The organism is Bacillus sp. AF23 (assembly GCF_020861455.1).
Classification (GTDB): domain Bacteria; phylum Bacillota; class Bacilli; order Bacillales; family Bacillaceae; genus Bacillus; species Bacillus halotolerans.
In genome coordinates, this window is record NZ_JAJHVY010000027.1 from 304059 (window position 1) to 323534 (window position 19476).

The 19476-nt window shown below is 42.0% G+C and carries 21 protein-coding genes and 1 pseudogene; 5 read left to right on the forward strand and 17 right to left on the reverse strand.

Annotation, left to right across the window (positions count from 1 at the left end):
- Positions 1–30: 30 nt before the first annotated feature.
- Positions 31–1650, reverse strand: a complete 1620-nt coding sequence (locus LNN34_RS15195) for an APC family permease (RefSeq protein WP_069487429.1) — start codon at positions 1648–1650, stop codon at positions 31–33.
- Positions 1651–1918: 268 nt separating this feature from the next.
- Here LNN34_RS15195 and LNN34_RS15200 point away from each other — a divergent pair, with 268 nt between their 5' ends.
- On the forward strand, positions 1919–2179 hold the full coding sequence (locus LNN34_RS15200; protein WP_024120051.1) for a hypothetical protein: 261 nt from the start codon (positions 1919–1921) through the stop codon (positions 2177–2179).
- 39 nt (positions 2180–2218) lie between these two features.
- Here LNN34_RS15200 and LNN34_RS15205 read toward each other — a convergent pair whose 3' ends face one another.
- Positions 2219–3472, reverse strand: coding sequence for a cytochrome P450 (locus tag LNN34_RS15205; protein ID WP_215510904.1), 1254 nt, complete (start codon positions 3470–3472; stop codon positions 2219–2221).
- Positions 3473–3631: 159 nt separating this feature from the next.
- On the opposite strand from LNN34_RS15205, the gene blaOXA reads away from it, so the two are divergent.
- Entirely contained in the window at positions 3632–4441 is an 810-nt protein-coding gene (blaOXA, locus tag LNN34_RS15210; protein WP_059292069.1) for a class D beta-lactamase, read from the forward strand.
- A 30-nt stretch (positions 4442–4471) separates the two neighbouring features.
- On the opposite strand, the gene LNN34_RS15215 is transcribed toward blaOXA, so the two are convergent.
- The 4 genes from LNN34_RS15215 to LNN34_RS15230 all read right to left on the reverse strand — a co-directional run bounded on the left by LNN34_RS15215 (position 4472) and on the right by LNN34_RS15230 (position 6944).
- Positions 4472–4663 (reverse strand): DUF5370 family protein, encoded by a 192-nt coding sequence (locus LNN34_RS15215; RefSeq protein WP_215510905.1) that lies wholly within the window; start codon positions 4661–4663, stop codon positions 4472–4474.
- Between the two features lie 18 nt (positions 4664–4681).
- Positions 4682–4930 (reverse strand): sigma-G-dependent sporulation-specific acid-soluble spore protein CsgA, encoded by a 249-nt coding sequence (locus tag LNN34_RS15220; RefSeq protein ID WP_010332841.1) that lies wholly within the window; start codon positions 4928–4930, stop codon positions 4682–4684.
- A 111-nt stretch (positions 4931–5041) separates the two neighbouring features.
- Positions 5042–6430, reverse strand: a complete 1389-nt coding sequence (locus tag LNN34_RS15225; RefSeq protein WP_217828237.1) for an amino acid permease — start codon at positions 6428–6430, stop codon at positions 5042–5044.
- Between the two features lie 355 nt (positions 6431–6785).
- The gene (locus tag LNN34_RS15230) at positions 6786–6944 is read right to left on the reverse strand and encodes a hypothetical protein (protein ID WP_229043738.1); all 159 of its coding nucleotides are present in this window, start codon (positions 6942–6944) and stop codon (positions 6786–6788) included.
- Positions 6945–7269: 325 nt separating this feature from the next.
- Between LNN34_RS15230 and LNN34_RS15240 the strand changes: the two genes are divergently transcribed.
- On the forward strand, positions 7270–8040 hold the full coding sequence (locus tag LNN34_RS15240; RefSeq protein WP_059334394.1) for a serine/threonine-protein kinase: 771 nt from the start codon (positions 7270–7272) through the stop codon (positions 8038–8040).
- 43 nt (positions 8041–8083) lie between these two features.
- Here the strand turns inward: LNN34_RS15240 and LNN34_RS15245 are convergent, their stop codons facing one another.
- The 4 genes from LNN34_RS15245 to LNN34_RS15260 all read right to left on the reverse strand — a co-directional run bounded on the left by LNN34_RS15245 (position 8084) and on the right by LNN34_RS15260 (position 10978).
- Positions 8084–8278 (reverse strand): hypothetical protein, encoded by a 195-nt coding sequence (locus tag LNN34_RS15245; protein WP_158003532.1) that lies wholly within the window; start codon positions 8276–8278, stop codon positions 8084–8086.
- A gap of 68 nt (positions 8279–8346) precedes the next feature.
- Positions 8347–9333 carry a sensor histidine kinase gene (locus LNN34_RS15250; protein WP_229043739.1) on the reverse strand — a complete coding sequence of 329 codons (987 nt, stop codon included), beginning with the start codon at positions 9331–9333 and terminating at the stop codon, positions 8347–8349.
- Positions 9330–10001, reverse strand: coding sequence for a response regulator transcription factor (locus tag LNN34_RS15255; protein ID WP_059353014.1), 672 nt, complete (start codon positions 9999–10001; stop codon positions 9330–9332). Before LNN34_RS15255 ends, LNN34_RS15250 begins: the two co-directional genes overlap by 4 nt.
- The gene (locus LNN34_RS15260) at positions 10001–10978 is read right to left on the reverse strand and encodes an alpha/beta fold hydrolase (protein WP_229043740.1); all 978 of its coding nucleotides are present in this window, start codon (positions 10976–10978) and stop codon (positions 10001–10003) included. Before LNN34_RS15260 ends, LNN34_RS15255 begins: the two co-directional genes overlap by 1 nt.
- 135 nt (positions 10979–11113) lie before the next feature.
- Between LNN34_RS15260 and LNN34_RS15265 the strand changes: the two genes are divergently transcribed.
- Entirely contained in the window at positions 11114–11965 is an 852-nt protein-coding gene (locus LNN34_RS15265; RefSeq protein ID WP_229043741.1) for a MerR family transcriptional regulator, read from the forward strand.
- Positions 11952–12949: pseudogene (locus tag LNN34_RS15270) on the forward strand (serine hydrolase domain-containing protein). Before LNN34_RS15265 ends, LNN34_RS15270 begins: the two are co-directional and overlap by 14 nt.
- 146 nt (positions 12950–13095) lie before the next feature.
- On the opposite strand, the gene LNN34_RS15275 reads toward LNN34_RS15270, so the two are convergent.
- The 7 genes from LNN34_RS15275 to LNN34_RS15305 all read right to left on the reverse strand — a co-directional run bounded on the left by LNN34_RS15275 (position 13096) and on the right by LNN34_RS15305 (position 19466).
- Entirely contained in the window at positions 13096–13437 is a 342-nt protein-coding gene (locus tag LNN34_RS15275; RefSeq protein WP_215510909.1) for a DUF2846 domain-containing protein, read from the reverse strand.
- Positions 13438–13674: 237 nt separating this feature from the next.
- A complete protein-coding gene (locus LNN34_RS15280; RefSeq protein WP_059292079.1) occupies positions 13675–14847 on the reverse strand; it encodes an MFS transporter in 1173 nt (390 codons plus the stop codon).
- Between the two features lie 130 nt (positions 14848–14977).
- Positions 14978–15280: an ArsR/SmtB family transcription factor gene (locus LNN34_RS15285; protein ID WP_044162143.1), complete on the reverse strand. Its 303-nt coding sequence runs from the start codon at positions 15278–15280 to the stop codon at positions 14978–14980.
- Between the two features lie 212 nt (positions 15281–15492).
- Positions 15493–15855, reverse strand: coding sequence for a DUF2294 domain-containing protein (locus tag LNN34_RS15290; protein ID WP_059292080.1), 363 nt, complete (start codon positions 15853–15855; stop codon positions 15493–15495).
- A 53-nt stretch (positions 15856–15908) separates the two neighbouring features.
- The gene (locus LNN34_RS15295) at positions 15909–16199 is read right to left on the reverse strand and encodes a DUF6407 family protein (RefSeq protein WP_229043742.1); all 291 of its coding nucleotides are present in this window, start codon (positions 16197–16199) and stop codon (positions 15909–15911) included.
- Positions 16200–16262: 63 nt separating this feature from the next.
- Positions 16263–16784 carry a carbonic anhydrase gene (locus LNN34_RS15300; protein ID WP_229043743.1) on the reverse strand — a complete coding sequence of 174 codons (522 nt, stop codon included), beginning with the start codon at positions 16782–16784 and terminating at the stop codon, positions 16263–16265.
- 69 nt (positions 16785–16853) lie between these two features.
- Complete coding sequence (locus LNN34_RS15305; RefSeq protein ID WP_215510938.1) at positions 16854–19466, reverse strand: DUF2309 domain-containing protein; 2613 nt, start codon at positions 19464–19466, stop codon at positions 16854–16856.
- Positions 19467–19476: the final 10 nt, after the last annotated feature.

Below are 19476 nucleotides of genomic sequence, written 5' to 3' on the forward strand. Positions count from 1 at the left end.
AACCTTGCGCCCACAGCGCAAGGTTTTCTTTTATTCTTTTCCTGCAGCAGCTTCTGACTGTGCGCTTATCAGCTGGCTATTAATCTCCTTCGCATCTTTCAAATACTCTGTCTTGAATCCGCTCTTCAGCGCCCACACATAGAAACCGAGCGATACAAAGGCAATCAAGGTCATATCCCAGCCATACGTAATGACGTTCAGACCGCCGAATTTGTCACTGCCCAAATAGGAAATCATCATCATGACAAGCAGGTAAAACACCATCCATATGCCACCTTTAACGTTTTGGCCAAATCCTTTCCATTTCGCCTTGGCCTGGTAATAGAAATAAATCGGAAGTCCGATCAAAATAATAAACAGAACCTGCCCTGTTAACGGCCAGCGCGCCCAATACAGCACGAGCGACGCAAAGATAAATCCAAGCGGCGCAATCACGCTTAAGCCTTTTAATCGAAGAGGCCTGTACAAATCCTTCCCTGTCCGTCTCAATGTCATCACTGTAACCGGGCCTGTGATATAAGAAATTAACGTGGCTACAGAAATAATTTCCGCTAACACACCCCACCCTCTGAACAGGAACAAAAAGATAAACGAAACAATCAAGTTAAAAAACATCGCTTGGCGCGGAACTCCGTAAATCGGATGAAGCTTGCCAAACACGCCCGGCATGTATTTGTTCTTCTCCATTCCGTAAATCATGCGGGAAGTCGTCGCCGTATACGTAATACCTGTTCCGGAAGGTGACACAAAAGCATCCGCATATAATACGATGACAAGCCAGTTAATATTTAATGCAATCGCCAAATCAGCAAAAGGAGAATTAAAATTAAGATGGCTCCAGCCGTGAGCGATATCAGACGGATTCACCGCTCCGATGAAAGCAATCTGCAGCAGCACATAAATGACTGTCGCAACTAACAGAGAACCGACAACCGCAATCGGGATCGATTTCCCGGGATTTTTGGCTTCTCCCGCCATATTGATCGGGCTTTGAAATCCGTTAAACGCAAACACGATACCTGAAGTCGCAACCGCAGTCAGAACACTTGCCCAGCCATTCGGTGCAATGCTTTGGCCCGCTGTAAAGTTTTCTCCATGAAATCCGACAAAGAGCAAAGCGCCAATTGTCAGTCCTGGAATAATGATTTTAAAAATCGTAATTAATGAATTCGCTTTCGAAAACAAATTGACTGTCCAGTAGTTCAGCAGAAAATAAATCAGAAGCAAAACAGAAGCGAACACCAATCCTTCTCCTGTCAGCGTTCCGTTTTTCACCAAACCGCTTGTCCATTTCGCCCATTCCCATGGCCACGAACTCATATATTGAACAGAGGCCACAGCTTCAACAGGAATAACGGATACAATTGCAATCCAGTTGGCCCACCCTGCAATAAATCCGATAAACGAACCGTGTGAATATTGCGTATATTTCACCATTCCCCCTGCCTCAGGGAACATAGAACCTAATTCACTGTAAGAAAGAGCAATAAATAAAATAACGATCATGCCAATAACCCATGAAATAATGGCAGCAGGCCCCGCAATTTGGGCAGCGCGCCACGCCCCAAATAACCAGCCTGACCCGATCATCGACCCGAGCCCGACCATCATAAGGGCAAACGTTCCCATTCTTCGATGTAACTGATTCATATCGTAAACACCTTTCATGTATGATGACATTCTGTTGCTAAGTTATATTATTATTCTGATTACTTTACTTTGTCAATATTTATCGAATGATAGCTAAAATAATAAAAAATCAATGGATCTCGCCTTCCAATATAGGAATTTAGTCACTAGCTTCATCCAAAATAGAATTTACTGTAAAACAATTGATAAAATACACAGAGGTTTAGCCTTAAGCAGAACGGGAATGATACAGGAAACATTATTTTTAAAATAGAAAGGAGTTATTACCATGAAACAAAAGCTGTTACTTTCCGGTCTCGCTGTTTCAACTGTCGGCATCACTTCTTATCTATTAAAAGACCCGTCAAACCGCCAAAAGGCAAGAGAATTCATTCACAGCATGAAAATGAAGATAACAAAACAACCAGATATGGAAACGTTCCCAGTCGATAAAGCCGGTCACCCGCACCCGCATGACATTGAGGACAACAAAATGGTATCCGAAGGCTCCATGTATCCTGTTCAATACTACGATGAAAAAAAGAAGTAATCAAAAAGCTCTCTTCGAAAAAGAAGAGAGCTTTTATATTTATCTTTTCCGTCTAATGCTGCTCATCACAAAACCGCTTTCAGGCAATGACGGCATTCTGGCAAGACTGTAATGCAGCGATTGTTTTGGCACGTCATATTCAACCTGATTCACGAGAAAATCCAGGCTCGCTTTCATCACTTCAATGGTAATCCCTTCCCCCGGACAGCGATGGCCCTTCTCCGCGTTGCCCCCGCCTTGAGGGATGAAATCAAACGGATTGTCCTCCCGCTCTTTAAATCGCTCAGGCCGGAACTCATCAGGCTTGTCCCACATACGGGGATCATGATTGGTTCCATACACATCAAGCAGCACTGATGAACCTTTTTTAAACTCGCAGTCATTCCATATAAAATCCTTTTTGACAACCGCTCCTAAAAACGGCCCAAAGGGATAAAATCTGCGCACCTCCTGCACAAACATTTCTCTTTCCTGATTGCCTCCAGAACGAAGCCATTCCTTATACTTCGGGTGTTCATGCAGCGCCAACGCTGAAAACGAAATAAAGTAAGCTATCGCTATAATCGGACGCAGCACATTAATGAGCTCGATGGCTGCCATGCGGGCATCAAGCCGGCTCCCATTCTCTTGCGTATAAAAAGCCATTTCATGCAGCGCTGATCCATTTTCTGTTTTCAGCCTGCCGCCGCGCACCTCTTCAATCATTTTTTCAATCCACTCTTCTGTTCGGGGTCTTGCTCTTCTTCCCTTCCAATGCCGCGGTCCCACAGCACCGAACGCGTCTACCATGTCGATGAAATCGTCCGCTCTCTCTTTCACTTCCGTTTCCTTCAGCGGAACACCCGCCCAATAGCAAGCCACCCGGCATAAGATTTCTTTTGCTTCATCAAACAACACAACCTGATCCGCCATTTCCCATCTTGTAACAGCCGCTTCCCACTGCTCTGTCATCAGCTCAGCCAGCCGTTTTTGATGGGGCGGTGTCATTAATGACAGAAAAAGCAGCTTCCGATGAATATGAGCGTCGCCATCCATTGTCTGGATTGCATTGACGCCAAACAGCGATTTCTGCACTCGTTTCGGGAGAGCACCCTGCCGCTGAAATCGTTCTGTATCATAAAAAACCTTCGCAGCCTCCGCGCCGCTCATACAAATAAATGTTTTTCCAAGCAAGCGTGCTTGGAACAAATCCGAATGGTATTGCTCTTTTCTATTCTTTATAAACAAATATCCTTCCCGCATCAAAGCCACACTGTTATCGAGGCTCTTATCATGTGGAATCTGCTCATTCATCCCGCAACCCTGCCTTCCTTTTTTACTTCTGTTTTCACGTTGTCTCACGAAGATAAACCCCATTACAGTATTTGCTTCCAAGCATTTTTTCATTACTTTTAAAGGTAGAAAAGCAGAAATGGAGAAAAGATAGATGATCAAAACAAAGGGGAGTTCAAAATGAAGAAATGGATATATGCTTTTCTTGTGCTGGTCATTGCCGTGACAGGAGGTTTGTCCGTTCATGCAAAAGCGCCCTCCAATGAAACAAAAAAGCACCTGAATGTCAGCCGGATGAATGTGGATAAGGAGTTCAAGGATACTAACGGAACCTTCATCCTTCATGATCTAGAAAAGGATAAGACATTTGTCTACAACAAGGAACGGGCCAACAAAAGACAAACTCCGCAATCTACCTTTAAAGTGACCAATGCCTTAATCGGCTTGCAGGTAAAAGCCGTCCGGGATGAATACGATGTCAAACGCTGGGATGGCGTCAAACGGGAATTCGAATCATGGAACCGCGACCATACACTTGGCTCAGCCATGCGGGAATCTGCCATCTGGTATTACCAGGCATTAGCGAGGGACATCGGCGAGGAAAGAATGAAAACATGGCTTCATACCCTGTCATACGGAAACGAAGATATCAGCGGCGGAATCGACCAGTTTTGGCTGCAAAGCTCTCTGACAATCTCTCCGTTGGAACAAGAAGCCTTTATGGAGAAGCTTTACAAAGAGAAGCTCCCGTTTGACAAAACGGTCATGAAAACGGTCAAACGCATGATGATTCAAGAAGAAGGAGATCATTATACGCTTTACGGCAAAACCGGAACCCGCCTGACAGACATGGGATTAGGGTGGTTTGTCGGATTCATCAAAACAGAGCACGGCTCCTATACGTTTGTCACCAATGTTGATGACTCCGGTACAACAGCCAAAAACATCACAATTGATATTCTAAAAAAATATGGCCTGATCACTTCATAAATGAATGAGCCCTGCAAACGTACAGGGCTCTTAAATGTCATGCTCAAAGCAATAATGATTCACAAGCTCTTCAATCAAATCATGATCCGGGTAATCCCCGTTAAACTCAAATTCAATTTCTTCAATAAATTCTCCATGATGATACACATGGATCGCCCCATTTTGCCGGACGACACTAAACTCCGGCTGAAACGTATAACCGCTTCGTTCAATCGCACCCAATTTCATTCCCCGCCTTTCTCAAAGCAGTAATTCATACACCTCATTTAATTCCTTGGCCCGTTTTTGATCCTGTTCGTCTTGGGCATACTTAATTTCCTTTTCCAGCACCTGATTCAAATATGACATCTCATCGTCATCCAAATCCTTTACAAACTCCTCTTCATTGGCATACCGCTTCGCCAGCATCTTCTTGCAAATCCGCAGACAGACTTCGTTTTCAAGATGATTTGAAAGTGACTCGCGCAAATAACCGAGTGTAACATCCATAGTCTAACCACCTTTCCTTTGCGTTCTTTATCCTATAGGTTGCTGAAATGAGAAAAATCCATACGCAAAAAATGAAAAAAGAGACATCAATCAATGTCTCTTTTTCCTATATTATTCAGCTGCTTGATTTCTTTTTGTAAGATCCGCCTGCACGCGCTTCCCAATTCCAAAGGCATAATAACTGATGACCACAAGAGCTAAGAAAATAACCCCTACAATTAAAGATATCCGAGTATCATCATTAAACCACATGCCGACAAGAACCATCAGCAAGAAAGCAATCGTCAAATAATTTGTGAAAGGTGCAAACGGCATTTTGAACGGATGTTTATCTAACGCCGCGCCCTTCGCTTTTCTGAATCCGAGGTGGCTGATCAAAATGATAAACCAAGGAATCATCCCCGGCAGTACGCTTGCGCTGTATACATAAACGAAAATCTTCGGTGGCGCAACATAGTTCAGCACAACGCCGACAGCTAATCCGATCAGCACCGCGATTGTGCCATACAGCGGCACACCATTGCGAGAAATCTTCGCAAAGAATTTCGGTGCCTGTCCATTGACACCTAATGTATAAAGCATACGTCCCGCGCTGAAAATCCCGCTGTTGCAGCCTGACATCGCCGCCGTGATAACGACAAAGTTAATAATGCCGGCCGCTGCTGTAATTCCAACTTTAGAAAACGTAGACACAAACGGGCTTCCAAGTGAATTCAGCTCATCCCAAGGATATACCGTCACGATCACAAAAATAGCACCGATATAGAAAATCAAAATACGCCAGATAATGCTTTGAATCGCGTTGCGCAGCGTGTTTTGCGGGTCCTTTGCTTCTCCGGCAGTAATCCCGATCAGCTCAACCCCTTGATAAGCCGCAATAACCAGAGACAATGCAAAGAAAAATCCTGAGAAACCGCCCGCAAAGAAGCCTCCGTGAGACCACAGATTAGACAAACCGATAGCATCTCCGCCGTTGCCAAATCCAAAGAAGATAATTCCGATTCCGGCAATAATCATTAAGATAATCGTCACGATTTTAATCATCGCAAACCAAAACTCAAACTCGCCAAACGACTTAACAGAAATTAAGTTCGCCGCACCGAGAATCACCATTGCCACGATACCAGGTATCCAAGCAGGCAAATCCGGGAACCAATACTTCATATAAGAACCGACAGCGATAATTTCTGACATGCCGACGATAATCCACTGGAACCAGTTGCTCCACGCCGTCATATAACCAGCAAGGGGATGAATGTATTGATGGCCGAAGGTTGCAAAAGAACCGGTACTCGGCTCCACATACAGCATTTCACCCATTGCACGCATGATAAAAAAGATAAAAATTCCGCAAATCGCATAAGCCAGAAGGACAGACGGGCCAGTCCATGAAATCGTGCTGGCAGAACCCATAAATAAACCAACACCGATCGTGCCGCCCAAGGCAATCATCTGAATATGACGGGCGCTCAAACCTCTCTTCAATTCTTTATTTTCCACTCCGCTTCCTCCTCTTAAAAACGAATACATGTACAGCTCAACCGAAATAGGATCAAGGCCGACCAGCCTACAAAACGTTCTTCATTTCATATCAAGCTACAAACATCAGAAAATTCAATCATAAAATTGTTAGATAATCTCCAAAATTACTTATTTCATCATAATAAATTTCTCTGGAAAATACAATTGTTTTTTTCAGGTAAACACTTTCATTCAATGGGTTTGATCTATCACTTTCATTAAAATCTTTTATATGAATATAATGAAATCATGACAATATTGAAAACGATACATGATACAGCTGCTCTCAAGAGATGGGCATAAAAAAATAAGCTGTTCACGATGAACAGCTTACCTAATAATTCACGCCGGTTTGACGTTTTAATGTTTCAAGCCGGCTGTATGCCTTTCTCAGCACCTCTGCCGATGTACTCCTGCCTTTATCAGCCGAAACCTTTTTCGTGATATTCTGTGCCATGAGCTGGGTGCGGATATATTGACGATCCAGACGCATTCGATTCCCTCATGAATAATTCTCTCTTCTCTATTTATCGGCAAATCAATTGTATATATTAACCTCTTAAAACATTTATTTACATCTGAAACTTCATGTATGATGAAAAAAAGGAGGCTTTCTCATGGCTAAAAATGGATCATTCAATTCGCTCTCATGCTGTCAGTTCTATTTACTTGTACTTATTCTGTTTCCGCAGCCGGAATCACTGCCATTACAGGGATTCGGCTCTTTTTTATGCTAAGCTTCCATAGAATAGACTTAGCCCAAGATGCAATTGTTTTGATAAACTATAATCAGTACAATCAAGGGAAGTGCAGCGCGAATGGCATTAAAACAGTTAAAAAAGCTATTATTTGACCGCCCACTGAAGAACGGCGTCCTACTGAACAACCAATACAAAATCGAAGAATGCCACGGCATGGGCGGCTACGGCTTGGTTTATGTGTGCACCGATGTTCATACGCAAACACCGTACGTCTTAAAACAGCTCCGTCCGACAAAAGCAAAAAAACAAAAGGAAAGAGTCCGATTTCAGCAGGAAATTGGTCTGCTTAAAAGCATCAACCACCCGCAAATCCCGGCCTTCATAGAAGACTTCATCATAGACGGACAAGCCTGCTATGTCATGCAGCTGGTCGAGGGAGATAATATAGAGGAATTGTTATTTTTTCAAAAACAGCCGTTTACAGAGCTGATGGCATTACAGCTGATGTCTCAGCTGCTGGACATTGTAGAATACCTGCATGAACGTCTCATTTTTCACACTGACATCAGAACGCCAAACATTATGATGAATCACGGTAACGTATATCTTATCGATTTCGGCCTTGCCAAACAGTTATCTCATGAAGAAGATGAGGAATTAAAGCTCAGAAAACAGGATGACTTCTTCGACCTCGGAGAAACCCTGTTGTTCCTGCTGTACTCTCAATATAAAGGGAAAAAGAAGAAAAACGCCACTTGGCTGGAGGAATTAACGCTGACAAAAGAAGTAACCCTGCTGCTGAAAAAATTATTGGGCATTGATGAAGAGTATCAGCACACGGCTTCCATTCGCGAAGACCTGAAGCGTGCGATTCAATCAGTGACATAAAAAAACCCTTGTCCCAATGCGGAACAAGAACTTTTTTTTGCGATTAACTGCTGCTGTAGCTCCGGCGTTTGTAGCGGTGACTGCCGCCATAACGATCATCATGTCTTCTTCTGCCAGAGCTGCTGCTGTAGCTGCGGTAATGGCGGCGCCGGCTGCTGCTGTAGTGCCGGTGTCTGTGATGGCGATCACTCGAGCTGCTTGAGAGGGACTTGATCGTTTTGATGATTTTTTTAAACATATGCTGTTCACCCCTTTTCTGCTTCCTATTATATATAATTGTTCGGAAGAAAGAAAAACATAGCCGGATCACTTTTTTGAAAACAAAAACGCAGTCCCATTTTCATTTGTCTGCAGCTCATAGCTAATATGAAGCAAACGGCATATATCCTCAATAATCTTCAACCCAAGCCCGTTACTATCTTGATCTCTATCAAATCCAATGCCATCATCGCGAATCGAAACAGCTCCGTTTTCTATCGTGACTTCCAGCTTTTCAGCTTTCGAATGCTTTAGCGTATTTTGAAAAATGTTATCGAATAACCTTTGGATCCATAAACTGTTGCTCACCCATATCAAACTTTGATCTGACGGCTTAAATTGCAATTCAATGCCATTGATACTGTATAAATAATCCCACTTTTTCACTGTGGTTTCTAATAGAACAGAAATATCGACTTCGTCATTTACAATATAAGAACTCTCTAACGTTTCGGCTGAGTAATGATTGAATTCATTCGTTAATTCCGCAATATATTCAATTTGCTGGTACAAAGATTCAAATGCGGTTTGATCCTGGCACTGGCTCTCCAAATAAAATAACTGCAGCCTGAGGGCTGTTAAAGGTGTATTAATATCATGCCTTAGTTTTTGCAGCAGCTCCTTTTTTATTTCCTCTCGCTGTCTTAGTTCCAGTTCCCGGTACGTTGTCCGTTCAATTAACAAGTTGACCGACTTGATCAATTCGCCAATTTCATCAGCGCGTTTCACTTCTATTTTATCGGGCACCTTTTGATCACTCGCCAGATGCCGAATGGTTTGATTCAATAGATTGATTTTACGCAGCAGAGAATGGATCGATTTTGAAAATAAAAAAGCTAACAATAAAAGTGATAATAAAAATACAGCCAGCATTGCCGGATACGCAAAAGATCTGTGAAAGGGCATGCCATGATTGATCGGTTTAAACATGCTGTCATAAATCACCGACATCAAAATGCTAACCGCTAGCAACAGTACCGGAACACTAATGACGGCCGTACATAATAACAACTGATATTTTGTCTTTAGCTTCATTTCTTCACAACGGTATTCAGCCGATACCCTTCTCCATAGATATTTTCAATGATCTCACCCGCTAAATCATTAATTTTCGCTCTGATTTTTTTAATGTGCACATTCACGATATTCGGATTTCTGTCTTCAAGCTGCCATAGATAATCAAAGAAATGTTCCTTTGTTAAGATATTGTTTCTGTTTTCATACAGATAGAAGAATATTTTCCGTTCAATCGCGGTAAACAGCACTTCATGGTGCAAACTCCCATTGAATACCTTTTTGGTGTCTGCATCAATATACAAATGTTTGATTTGCGTAAAGGTGCCATAATGATGCTCAAGCATATTTTTCATTCTCAGCAGCAGTTCTCTCGGATCAAAAGGCTTTACCATGTAATCCTCGCCGATTTTCAACCCTTGAAGCTTGCTGTCCATGTCATTGCGGGCGGACAGAAAAATAATAGGAAGGTTTAACCCCAAATCTTTTATTTTCTTAGACATTTGATACCCGTCCTCACCCGGCAGCATCACATCCATAATGACCAAATCCGCCTTCTGAATCACCGAAAGCACATCCGCTCCATCTGTTTTCCACATCACATGATATCCCTCACGCTGCAAAATCTTCTGCAGCAGATCACCAATCATGACATCGTCTTCCACGATTAAAATATGATAACTCTTCATTAGCGAACCTTTCTTATAAACTCCATGGAAAATTTATATATTTGATCGGGCTGATATAAATAAATACTGTGTGTTCCCCTTAGTTCCTTTATATCGGCTGTATTAAATTGAGCCGCAAACGCTTCATAATCTTTTCGGTTTTGTATGGCATACTTTGAATTTCTATTTTGGTCAGAGACCGCATCTAAAATGAGGACGGGGGTTTCTTTTGGCGCCGGCAAATTCATAGATTTGCTGCCATTTTGATAAGACTGTAAAAGCTCATGCTCCATATCAGCATTAAAAAATTGCTTAAAATTAATGGCTTTATAGATTTCTTTTTCTTCATCAGTTAAAAACGACTGCCGAATCACCTCAGGATTGTATACTGCGGAAGGCATAAATCGATGAAAACCAATCGAAGTTAACAGATGAAATCCTCTCATTTTCAGTCTGTCAATCCCGCTCAATTTATACGTGACATACTGCTGAGGCAATCCAATATCCATCGCAATAATCGCCTTGATCTCCTTAGGATATTTCTGCGCCCAATATATCGCTTCAATCCCAGATATGGAATGAGGCATTAAAATATAAGGAGGCTTATTCCCGCTTTGCAGAAGCGCTTTCCTCGTCTGTTCTAGTATTGTATCAATATCCCTGTCATCATCATACACGTCGCTGTAGCCATAGCCCCCACGATCCACTACAGCAATCTTGTTTTCTTTTGAAAACTTACTGTACAACCCTTTCATCTCATAAGCAGGCGCAGCAATCCCCGAACCGGACATAAACACAAACGTATCCTTCCCGCTTCCCTCTTGATACACATTCATCTTTTTACCGTCAACATCGACTAATGTGCCTTTTTCTTTAAGGAGTGCTGCTTCCTTATTTAGCTGGTAATGGTGGTAGATAAAAACCGAGACGGCTGCAAGCAAAATCAAAGCGCCTATGCTGCCAAAAAAGATTTTTACGACTTTCCATAATGTTTTCATATGATGCTCCTTTCACGTGATACTGAAAGGATACGGTATGAAAATAAATAACTGATTAACTTTGGAACAGTTTTATTTTCATATTTGACTTTGCCCTTACGGAAAGGTGTACATTTGGAGCATGGAGGTGATCGCTTGCTGTCGATCGGTGAATTTTCAAAGATATGCAAAGTATCAACAAAAACATTGCGATACTACGATGAAATCGGACTCATCCACCCCGAGGACATTAATCCTGAAAATGGATATCGATATTATTCTATCAGGCAGCTCAAAGAAATGCTCTTGATTAACCGTTTAAAGTCGTATCATTTTTCTTTAGAAGAAATCAAAGCCATCCTCGATTTGGAAGAGGTTCAGGCTGAAGAAAAGCTTGGTTCTGCCCTTCAGCGAAAAAGAAAAGAAGTACAGGAAAAGATCAATGCTTATGAATATACCCTTACCCAATTGAACCTCGATATTCTGCGTGCAGAGAAAGGCAAACCAATGATGTCATGGCTTGACGATATAGAAGTAGTGCTTGCTGAAACCCAGCCAATGAACATCCTGTATTTACGCAAAATGATGAGCAGTCATGACTATGCCCTAGGATACGAAAAATATTTTAGCAGGCTATATGAAAGAATTGCGGTTGATAAACTTACCTTGCTCGGCACGCCCATGACCATTTATCACAGCCCTGAATACAACCCTGCTGGCAATGATACAGAGTTTGCGATTCCAATAGAGGAGACTGCTAGAGGAACAAGAGATTTGCGCGGAGGCCTATGCGCAAAGTCTGTATTAAAGGGCCCCTATTCAGAATTGACATCCGTATACGCTAAGCTGAGGGAATGGGTCGAAGATGAAGGCTATGAATTGGCACAATCCCCCTATGAAGTGTATGTAACCGATCACCTTCATGCCGCCGTTCCAGAGGATATTGTGACCGAAGTGTATTTTCCAATAAAGAAAAAAGAGAGAGGTGCCTATCATGCAAAACAATGACTGGCCAACTGCAGACCCGGCAGTCATGGGGATGGACGCTGAAAAACTGTCTAAGCTTGACCCTAAGATAAAGTCCGAATACAGCAATATAAACGGTATTGTGGTTGTAAAAAATGGATACATCGCCTTTGAGCGCTATTATCATAGCTATGGACCGAATGATACGCATCATGTAGCATCAGTAACCAAAAGTATCATGTCAGCTCTTATTGGGATTGCGATACATGCAGGATACATAAAAAGTGTCGACCAAAACGTGCTGGACTTTTTCCCAGAATACGTTCCGGATCCTTATAATAAACAAACACAAGACATCACCATACGCCACATTCTCACGATGACAGGTCCCTATCCATTTGAAGACTGGCATGAACCGCTCGATAAGATGTGCATGCAGCCAGATTGGATTACCTATACGCTCGGTATGCTGGGTCAAGGAGGAACGATCGGCACATTTAAATACTCCACCGCAGGCGCGCATCTGCTGTCAGCCATCATCACCCGCAGCACAGGAAAAAGTGCCCGCAAATTCGCCAACGACCACCTGTTTAAACCCATCGTCATGAATGAAATACCGTATGATGAAATGAAATCATTTGGCTTTGATGATTTGTTCGGAAAAAACGTGAAAGGCTGGGTGAATGATCCCAACGGCAACTCAACCGGAGGATGGGGGCTTACCTGACTCCGCGGGATATGGCACGGTTTGGTTATCTTTATTTGAATCATGGTACTTGGAACAATCAACAAATCATTCCTGAATCATGGATTGACGAATCAACTGCGATGAACGCTAATAACTACGGCTATCTTTGGTGGCTGCGTGAAGAGGAAGGTGTTTTCTCATACTCAGCACTTGGGGATGGCGGCAATGTGATTTGCTGTGTTCCGGAGAAAGACCTGGTTGTAGCCATTGCATCGGAGTTCATCATGAATGCTCGTGACAGGTGGCAATTGATTAAGGAGTATTTAGTTTCTCAATGAAATTATGAAAATTGACAAACGAGAATTCCTTATTGGCAGCCTGCTCTAAGGAACACGATATTGAGAAGGCTGCCATTCTTTCTTATGTCAATTAAACTTTCACAAAACAGAATTCAGCGATATTTTATCCATGTAGTAACATAAAATCACCACAAAGCCTTTTTCTCTTCTTCCTGCTCGATAAACAAATGATTTTCAGGACGGCCCAAAACAGAAAAAAGCGCCAAAAGCAACTTCCATCCTCGAAGCGGACTTCCGCATCTAAACTTCAACACTTCTCCTTCCGCTAAAGTAAACCTCAAAGTTGGGCTTGTACACCAAGCAATCTTCACTTGAATAACATGCTCACCAGGCGGCAAATCAATTCGCAGCCTCCCTCCATCTTTGATATTTCCCATCTCAGCCCCATCAATTAGCACTGAATACTCTCTCATTTTGTTGATGTACTGCGATGTCCTGCTCATTTCAATGTACGTCTTTTGATTCACGATGACACATCCTCAAAGTAATGATCTTACAGGCGAGAAGCGCTAGAACCCTTCCGCCATACCGTTATTTCCCTTCCTAGTATATTATAACTTGCTGTGCTTCAGCTCTCCGTCGGCAAAAATCCCTTTCAGCTTCAGTGTGCCTTCTAGTTGAGCGCCTATAAAAAAACACCCGCTTGTATTTACGAGCGGATGTTAGATCTTTCGAAATGAACCCATTGAATTTTAAGAAGTATATTATTGATTGATATCCTTTAGCGCCTGTTTCGGTTGTGAATGAAAAATCATCAATGATGCAATAATGGCAATCATAACCCCTAATGCACCAATCCAGGTAATCGAGGCCAATGATACGTTTTCTACAAAAACTCCCCCTATTCCTGCGCCGACTGCCATGGCGAATTGCATCATTGACTGATTCATGCTAAGCAAAACACCTGACATCCCCGGTTCTATTGTAGCCAGGTGGAATTGCTGTGTCGGACCGGTAGACCATGCGGCAAACGACCATAATATCAGAATCACCAACACTCCGATATGAGAATGGGTGACAAGTGACAGCAGAATCAGTGTGACGATATGCAATGTCATCCCGCCAACGAGTGTAAAGGGCACTCCCCATTTATCGGTGCTATATCCCCCAAACTTTGATCCAACCAAACTGGCAATTCCAAATATAAGCAAAACACCGCTAAGCAGCTTGCCGCTTATTCCTGAAATGTTCAAGAGATAAGGTGACAAATAGGTATAAGCAACAGAATATCCCCCGAGCCAGAAGAAAGTGATTGATAATCCCATCGCCACTTTCCGTTTTTTGAAAAGAGCAAGCTGTTGAAGCAAAGGTACAGGTTTATCCCCTTCAGTATGCGGAAGAGTAAAGAATATAACGGCCATTGCGATCAATCCCAACAAAGCAATTGCACCAAATACAGACTTCCAGCCTAATGCTACTGCTATCATTCTTCCAAGCGGAACACCAATGATTAAAGAAGCGGTAAATCCCATAACGACCGTAGCGATTGCACTGCCCTGCTTTCCTTCCGGCGCAATCTTAGCGGCAATCGTTAATGCCGTTACAACAACCACACCCGCTCCCATCGCCATAATGATCCGTGCTGCAATAAACCAACCATAACCAGGCAGAACAAAGGCCAAGATATTGCCGAACACAAACAAACCGAGAGCATACATCATCAATCTGCGTCTATCCATACTTGCTGTCAACGCCATGAGTACGGGTGTTAAAAGAGCATATACAAGTGAAAAGATCGTAATGAGCTGGCCCGCGGCAGCCAAGGTGATCCCGAGTGTATGAGCAATGCGATCCAAAATACCCGAAATGATATACTCTGAAGTTCCGACTAAAAAGCTGACAATGGCTAACATATAAATTTTCAAGGTGTTAGACATAAACGTTCACTCCTTAATTTTTGTTATAACAACATATCACGAATTATCGATATGTTAATTTAAAAAATAAACACATCGTAATATGTCGATATGTATGGTGTAAAAATAAACATCTTTTGATGTTTATTTTTTATATCTCTGTTTTAAGAAAGTCCGCAAGTTTCCCAATGGCTTCTTCATCTCTTTTGTAATAAGTGTACTTTCCAATACGCTCCGCCTTAATCAGGCCGGCTCTTAAAAGGATGGTGAGATATTGGGAAGCCGTTGATTGCGTCATTTTCAATTTGTCTGTTATTTGACTGACACATACCCCGATTGTGTTCATATCAATCCCTTCATGGGGTGAAAAATGACGATCAGGTTCCTTCAGCCATTGCAAAATTTGCAGCCTTGATTCATTTGATAAGGCTTTGAATACTTCAATGGGTTCCATATCGTTTATTATATCGTTATATTCCGATATGTCAATTCGTTTTTTCGTTTTTGATGACTGACTTCTTTTTAGACATTAAAAATCTGAAGACTTATTTCAGGCCAGTTGGAGGTATTACAGAACTTAACTTTCGCATATCTACTGTTAGATTGACCATTAGAAAGCGCTGCTTTATATTTTGCTCTCATTCTGCTTTTTTATCTCTCCAAATATTATAGATTTTTCTCTAGATCATTACATAATTTAAATACCATCACGCGTTCACCTGTCCGAGAGCTTAAATCAGTATGAAAACTTATCACTTTTTCTCCGGTTATCGTTAGGATAATATCCTTTAGACCATCTATCCCTGATTCAACTAACTCCGAACGAGTTTGTTTGATAGATAACATACCCTCTTTTGATCCACAAACTGCATATTCAGCTGGTGTTAAAATTCCTTTTAAATTAACGATAATCATATCCCGCAGTATATCAGTTTTAACAGATACAGACCCGCGCCCAAGATAATCCTTCTCCCATTGCGTAATGGACTTACTGATCTCTGATTCAATAGAACCTTTCGTTTTTTTCATATATAACACATCTCCTGGCAAAATTGGCATATTCTATTCGTTATTTCGTCTCATTAATATTCTCTTACAACAAATCCTTCATATACACCTTCAATATCCAAATCAGTTGTGCCGTTTCTTGTGACCGCTACAATTTTGGATAACATATTTTCTTCCATCATAGAGTGTACATGCAAAAATCGAACGCTCCCTAAATGGGTTTCCTCAACTTCTTCATAAGATTTTAAATGATAAAAATGAATTGCTTTTCTTATTACTTTTTTCATACATTCCATATTTTCTCGATCAAACGAGCTCATTTCCTCTATTGTTTTCGTGACAAAATCAGTTATACTAACGCCCATTACATTCTCCTTAAAACTGCTTTCTCCCCATATATGGGTGTAGAAGCTGACCACTTCGCTCCATCATGACAAGCAATGATCAGATAAGGCTTGACCTGTTTTAGTAGAAGGAACCTCCACAATAGAGGATTCCCCATCCTTATGATCAACGATTAAACCTCTTACTTTAACATATGACGGCACCAGTGGATGTTGACGAATGATATCAACACTTTTTTCAACAGCGCCACTGCTATCTACATTTAGCCACTCATCGACCGTATCGCCTAAAAATTCAGGCTTGCAATTTTGAAAGAGATAATCCAATGTTTGTATTTTATCTTTCATTGTTTCAAGTTGAGTTAGCATATGATCTGTTGAAGTCCGCTTATCTTTTGTTCCTACTACAAAGACCTCCTCAACATCTTCCTGGTAAATCGCAAAAATAACAGACCTCATGATTTCTCCATAAGGATGTGAGATAGCGGCACCATAGCTTTGGATAGTCAGCATATTTTCTGCTGGAGTGTTCGTCACTTCTTGTAAAATAGGCTCCAAACCGTTTTCAATGTCCGTCAAAAATAATACTTTTTTATTTACATTCATATAACACACCTCTTCCTTATGTTTATCATTTTTATATTGAGTAACAAATCCATTTGTTTAATTTCATGGTTACCAGCTTTCCCAACATCCATCTGGATCAATACTAGCCAGTCGAACCCATCCATTTTGAACTTTTTGCAGAAATACTGGGTCATTATTTAATAACCGTTCTACATATTGTCTAGGCGCTTGGATGACAATCAACAAACGAAGAGGAGAATGATAAGCCTCATGATCTGATTGCATGACGGATTGCCAAGGCAGTCCGGCTAACAAGTCGCTTGCATTCCCCTGCATCACTCCGAGACCTGCAGTAACGGTTTGAGTTGCTTTATTTCCGCTGCCATAATAATGGGGTGCTACTGTTGATGCGTAATATTGTAAATTAATCCATTGGGCCACAGTTCCAGGTCCTGCAATAATATTTGCTAGGATTTCGCCGCTTTCATCCTGCGTCCAATCATAATTATGAAGAAAGGATCTTCCTTCCAAATCACAATCCTGTGTGAGTTCACGTTGGCCGATAATAAAAGCGGCATTACGAGCCAGTCCCCATTCCGGACGTATCTCACTCCAATCCTCCGCAAATCGGTCTGCCTCAGCCTTCGGATTTTTAAGTTTTGATTGGACATTCGGTAATTGGGCCAGTCGTTCTGCGTTTACACGATGTCTCACTTTCGGCATAGCAGCTTCAATTTGCTCAAATGCTTCTTGTGCAGCTTCGGAAAGCTCTGGTACATAAAGCCAATGTAATTCATCCACCGTTGTATTATGTTCAGCTGCTGCAAAAACCGTATCCTCAGGGATTTTCATTCCTTCAGTTAAGAGAGCTTCTCTTACCTCTGAAAGATTACATAAAGCAGCTAAAACTCTTGCATTGAATCCGCCGGCCGCTCCACCGCAGGCACCACAATCAAGAGCCGCGGCATAAGGATTATTGGTGCTTTGACTGCCATGTCCGCAAATCACGACTAAGGGTGCAAAATTCTCTGTTAATCCCATCATTTTTAGTGCTTGCCGAGCATAGTTCACTTTTTCTTCATCAGTAAAACCCAAAGGTATTTCTGCCTCTGTAGCATCATAATGAAGCGAGAGTTTTGTATCAGGTTTGCGCAGCCAAGCCTCACGGAGATTACGAATGAAACGACCCGCCTTTCTTGGCACAAAGCTACGGGCTGCCATTTGTAGAGTAAGCCAAGGTCCACTTAGCTCAGGCAGTAGTAAGCTCGAAAGCACATTCTGCTTCATCGTTTTAAACGTATGGCTTAAAGAATGAACCGCTTGCGTTCGTTGGTTGTATTTTTCGAGTACATCTTCATCTGCGAACTCTTTAACTTTATGTTGTGGTTTTTGTATGATCGGCAAGGAGGCATGACTGTGTTGACTTCCAAGTTCACAAGTTGCAATCGGCACCCCGAAGAAACCAGCAACACCAATCGTTTCAAACGGGCCTGCTTTTTCTAGTTGACGACGAAAAGGCTCTGACCGTACATCGATACAGAATGCTAATTGAGCTAATGCAGTCTTTTTACCGGTTTCACTTTGTTTCGAGATGATCTTCTGGCTTAATCGATCAGTGTAAGTTTGTTCCCAAGCTTCTAACCAAAGTTTCCTGCGAAGTTTCTCATCAAAGCTGGAGGCAAATGATAAATATTCATTTTGTTCATCGGCCGGCATCTGTGACCATTCCTCTAATGTAAGGCCCCCCCAATGTATCCAAGCTGCTATAAGGGGAGTAATTGAAATTTTATTCTCAAATCGTTCATTATTAATAGGTAAATATGGCTTTATAAGAGCCCATTCCATGGATATTCGAACTGCTAAATATTCTGTTAGAAGTGCATGTTCATGGCTCGATTGTTGGGAGCGCCAAAGCATCATCCCTGCCCATCCGGGTAAGGAAAGTAAATGGCCTTCAAGATAACGCTGTATTTCTGATTCGGGGATTTCTAGTGCGAATAACGCTTCTTGTAAAGCCAAATGTGCCTCTTGCGGCCAACCTTTTAATCTTTCACGCTGCTTCTTACTAAGTGCTGGATCATACTGAATGAGATGCTGCCAGGCACGATAGAAACCTTCCTCACGGTTGGGCATTGTCCAGCCTGCCTGAGAGTCATCAAGATATAATTTACTCCACTTAATGACATGATGGTCTAGTATGTTGACTATCTTTTCACCATCCTGATTCTCTATATACGAACTGATTGGCTGCATAAAAACATTCTCGATATGATCCAGTCCACTGCATTCATTCACCAATTTCTCCAGCTTATGTGATGATAAAAGGTCGGAAGGCAGTGGTTCTAATTGTAATCCAGCATGACAAAATCGCTCTGCCACGTCCCGCGGGATGTTAAAGGAATGTGAATCAAGCCAATGCTGCAGCCCCATTTCCACAAAATCTTCATCAATCTCACCTTTATTCTTTGCTGAACGGATCATAGATGCACTAGGGTATATATCAACATCACGAGTATGTTTCAACCAACTTGCAACCTGATCAAAAGGTTGGTTTTCAAGTCCCATCCACGGGTTACGTGCAGCGAACGTTGAAATAGGCCAAAGCGGTGCAATGACTCGGCTGGCCGATTCAATTAAAACGTTAATATCTCTTTCTTGAACATCAATATCTGTCTCTTTCTTTTTTACATTTTCTTTCGTTAATACGGATGTAATGCCCAACACTTATTAC